Source organism: Okeania sp. (assembly GCF_983059655.1).
On record NZ_CEZPJD010000140.1, the window covers coordinates 9,131 to 13,115 of the forward strand.

Sequence of the window (3,985 nt, forward strand, 5' to 3'; positions counted from 1 at the left end):
CTGTGGGTAGAGTTGGTTTTGGTGTGGAACAATCTTTGGCTCCAAGATATACGGCTTTTTCATTATATTTGATAGTTTCTTTGGTTTATTTTTTGGCTATTTTTTGGCAGTTAGCTAGTCAAAAAAATGTTCAGAAAAAGTTGATTAAATATGCTTCCTATTTTTTAGTTAGTATTTTGATTATCTTACATCTTAAGACTACTATTAATGCTTTAGAGAGGATGAGCGATCGCCGAGTAATCTTATTACAAAGTAAGGCTTGTTTGTTAATGATAAATGTTGTTCATCAAGATGAATGTTTGGTGACTAAAAGAAGTCCTGAACCTCTGAGAAAGACTGCTAATATTCTGGATAAATTAGGTTTTTTACAACCTGGTTTAGTGAAGAGTAAGAATATTCAAGATATTGCTGAAGAGGTAAAAAAAGATTTAATTTATGGTTATTTTGATACAGTCAATCAAATTGACGACCGGACTTATGTTGCTAATGGTTGGGCAATTTTACCGGAAAGAAATGAAGTTGCTGATGGTGTGATTTTAACTTATGAAAATTCGGAGGGAGAAGACATAATATTTAAGTTAATTAATCAGAGAATGCCGAGACCTAGTGTTAGGGAATATTTTGATAATTCAGTTTATTTAGATTCAGGTTGGCAAAAGTCTTTTACTGTTGAAGAAATTCCTCAAGGAAAGATTAAACTTAAAGCTTGGGCGTTTGATACTGAAACTGGTAAAACATTTTTGTTGAACAAAACTCAAATAGTGAAATAGTACAGCACGTTCATTAATGGATAACTGAAACGGCTTCTTAATGAGAAAAAACTTTTTGTATTCCAATTGCGATCGCTACTCAAAAAATAAAAAACCCCAGGTAGTTTAATCTGCCAGGGACGTTACTTCAGTTATCAGTTATCAGTTATCAGTTATCAGTTATCAGTCAAATAATTTTTCAGGAGGAGTAGGGAGAGAAACCTGCCCCCTCTGAAGTTTCCAACTAATCCGCATTACTGGCTAATTCATTGTCGCCAGAGAAAAATATTGAGGAGTACAATGATTGGTCTCAAGTATTGAGTTAAGCCTACTATTCTCTATATTATACCAAATCCTGTTTTGAAAGTAAGGTTTATTGTGAGGTAAGGCAGAAGGCAGAAGGCAGAAGGCAGAAGGCAGAAGGGTTAGAAAGGAATTTGAAAAAATGGTTTTGAAAACCGGATTTGGTATTAGAGCTTATAGCGCTTTTCACATGGATAGACTACAGTTAGTATCGGCAACCCAAAAGCATTTTTCTACTCCCTACTCCCTACTCCCTACTCTAGGTGCCAAAAATAATTTTGTGGTCTACTCAAATGAAAAGCGCTGTAGATAGAAATGAACTTGTTAAAAGTACTGGCCCACTTACCAGATTTTCGAGCTACCAGAGGGAGACGTTATCCATTATGGTTAGTATTACTGTTAGTAATTATGGGTACAATGAGCGGTTGTTTCTCCTATTGTGCCCTAGAAGATTTTGCTCGTCGTCATCATCTGGCATTACACAAACAACTAGAGCTATCGCCTTTGAGCTTTCCAAAGGAATTCTACTTTTTAAGGGGGACTTAGGGGGGTCATTTTGATTAATTTATAGTAGTTGAAGTCAAGATAGTAGATGTATTTATTGCCTCTTCTTCATTCTCTATTTTATCTCCTATTAATTTTGGATTCTTTGGAATCAAGGTTAACATATTTTCCTCCTCCTTCTCTCCTGTTTGAGCATTAGCTGCGGGCAACCAATTTAGTAAAAATAATGGCAATAAGGTAGATAGGTTAGTGATAACTATTAACAACCACAAATTATCAAAATTTGTCTCTGTAACTTTGAGCCAGTGCATTAATAAAGCACCGCCTTCATGGGAAATTAATTGAGCTAAATTATAGATAGACATTAATAAAGCAAATAGAGTTGCTTCTACTCCCGGTGGGCAAAGTCTAGCAGCTAAAACTAATACGGGCATAAAAGCAATTTTTCCCATTACTGTTAGCACTAAACTATCTCCTAAACTAAACCAATGGTCATCGATACCTAGACTGCGGTTAGCATGAGTAACTAGCAATAAAGTCGTCATTCCTAAAACAGCAGAAATAACTGTAGACCATCCGAAAATTTGCCGAAAAGGAACAGATTTAAAAAAGCGTTGAAATAGCCAAACACCTATTAAAGCTGCAATACTTGTTACTAACTGTATCCTTCCTAAAAATTCTGGTTTAAATCCTAATTCGTTTGTAGAAAAGAAAAAGAAAGCCGACTCAGAATTAGGGGTTGCTTGCCAAAGAAAAATGAAAGCGGTTGGTAATAAAATTGATTTTTTGGTAACAGCTATTTTTACCTGTTTAATTTGCTGTTTTACATTGTCAAAGTTAATCCCAATAGTAACTTTTTCTTCATTAATTAACCAGGCTACAGCAGAAACAATCAAAGGAAAAATAGCTGTCATTAAAAATACAGTTTGATTGCTAAAATGCTCGAGTAAATAACCACTTAAATAAGCAGTTATTAATCCTCCTAATGCTGCAGCTACCCAACATAAAGATTGTAGAGATCCCGTACTGCTAACAGATTCTTTTTGCACTCTTTGTACAACTAAAGAATCAACTATTACATCACTAATAGCTACCGATAAAGAACTCAGAGCGATCGCTCCTGTAGCTGCTAGTGGAGTATGTACCCATTTTGCCAATGCTACCCAAGAAAACGCCCCCAGTATCCCAGAAAAAATCATATAAGGTCGTCGTCGATAGCCTAATATTGGCACTCCGTCTGAAATAAACCCAAAAACAGGTTTAATCATCCAGGGTATGACCACAATGCCCAACATTGCCGATACTTCAGCGGGACTCATGGCCAATTCATCCTTGAGAAAGAAACTGACAGCAAGACGTCCCAACCCTAAAACTCCTTGGACGAAGTAAACAAGCAATATAGCTATGAGTTCCGGTGTCGGTTCATTGCCAAAAAATACTCTCTGTTTGAGGGATTTTTTGAGCTTGACTATGCCTTGAGAAGATATGAACATCAGTTAACGCTTATTAACATTTTTTAATCAATATCATCTTATCTTAAACAGCCATTAGCTATCAGCCATCAGCTATCAGCGGAAAAATTTGTGTCAAATCCCCGTTACAAAAGTAAATTCTGACTTCTGATTTCTTACTTCGTTAAGGCCAATAATAGGACATTTCATATCGAAAGTATGAAATCTATTCTGATTATCTCTATGTATTGCTGATTTTTGGGAATTTTTGCAATATTTACGATTTTAAATTTAGTCTCTTTAAAAGCATCAACTGTAGTTTGAATTAAAGTATAATAAAATATTATAAATTCTCGTATAAATTCTCGCCAAATTTTGCATAAATTATCATCAATGACTAAGTTTTTAATCCCTTTTCAGAGTGATGGGAAATGGGGGTATAAAGATCGAGCTGGAAAGATTGTAATTCCGCCAAAATTAGAAACAGCAAGTGAGTTTTCTTTAGGAGTAGCAAAAGTTAAGATTAATAATCAAATTCAATATATTGACTCTAATGGAAAATTTTTGGATGTTAATCAACCACAAGAATTAAAAAATTATCATGATGAAGTAACCGATAATACTGAAGAATTAATACGATTTAAAGTCAACGATCTGCATGGTTATAAAAATAGAGAAGGAAAAGAGATAATACCTCCTACTTATGTAGCAGCTTGGCAATTTTCTGAAGGTTTAGCACTTGTAAAACGAGATAAAAAGTGGGGTTATATAAACTATAAAGGAAAAATTGTTATTGATTTTATCTATGATTTTGCCGATAGCTTTAGTCAAGGAATAGCAAGGTTCATTAATGGATAATGGATAATGGATAATTGATAATTGATAATTGATAATAGATAATGGATAATGGATAATGGATAATGGATAATTGATAATTGATAATTGATAATTGATAATTGATAATTGATAATTACCTCT

4 protein-coding genes and 1 pseudogene are annotated in these 3,985 nt (G+C 34.2%); 4 read left to right on the forward strand and 1 reads right to left on the reverse strand.

Annotation, left to right across the window (positions count from 1 at the left end):
* From AC3DU7_RS10525 to AC3DU7_RS10535, 3 genes and pseudogenes are all read left to right on the forward strand, one after another.
* A pseudogene (locus tag AC3DU7_RS10525) lies at positions 1–770 on the forward strand (hypothetical protein); the annotation flags it as partial.
* Positions 771–1,194: 424 nt separating this feature from the next.
* Positions 1,195–1,365: a hypothetical protein gene (locus AC3DU7_RS10530; RefSeq protein WP_488039301.1), complete on the forward strand. Its 171-nt coding sequence runs from the start codon at positions 1,195–1,197 to the stop codon at positions 1,363–1,365.
* A gap of 2 nt (positions 1,366–1,367) precedes the next feature.
* On the forward strand, positions 1,368–1,598 hold the full coding sequence (locus AC3DU7_RS10535) for a transposase family protein (RefSeq protein ID WP_488039302.1): 231 nt from the start codon (positions 1,368–1,370) through the stop codon (positions 1,596–1,598).
* A 14-nt stretch (positions 1,599–1,612) separates the two neighbouring features.
* Here AC3DU7_RS10535 and AC3DU7_RS10540 read toward each other — a convergent pair whose 3' ends face one another.
* Entirely contained in the window at positions 1,613–3,049 is a 1,437-nt protein-coding gene (locus tag AC3DU7_RS10540) for a folate/biopterin family MFS transporter (protein ID WP_488039303.1), read from the reverse strand.
* A 351-nt stretch (positions 3,050–3,400) separates the two neighbouring features.
* Here AC3DU7_RS10540 and AC3DU7_RS10545 point away from each other — a divergent pair, with 351 nt between their 5' ends.
* The gene (locus AC3DU7_RS10545; RefSeq protein ID WP_488039304.1) at positions 3,401–3,865 is read left to right on the forward strand and encodes a WG repeat-containing protein; all 465 of its coding nucleotides are present in this window, start codon (positions 3,401–3,403) and stop codon (positions 3,863–3,865) included.
* Positions 3,866–3,985 lie beyond the last annotated feature (120 nt).

What these genes read in the sequence shown, in the direction of transcription:
- AC3DU7_RS10530 (WP_488039301.1), top strand. Translation starts at nt 1,195, where the DNA reads ATGGTTTTGAAAACCGGATTTGGTATTAGAGCTTATAGCGCTTTTCAC.
- AC3DU7_RS10535 (WP_488039302.1), top strand. Translation starts at nt 1,368, where the DNA reads ATGAACTTGTTAAAAGTACTGGCCCACTTACCAGATTTTCGAGCTACC.
- AC3DU7_RS10540 (WP_488039303.1), bottom strand. Translation starts at nt 3,049, where the DNA reads ATGTTCATATCTTCTCAAGGCATAGTCAAGCTCAAAAAATCCCTCAAA.
- AC3DU7_RS10545 (WP_488039304.1), top strand. Translation starts at nt 3,401, where the DNA reads ATGACTAAGTTTTTAATCCCTTTTCAGAGTGATGGGAAATGGGGGTAT.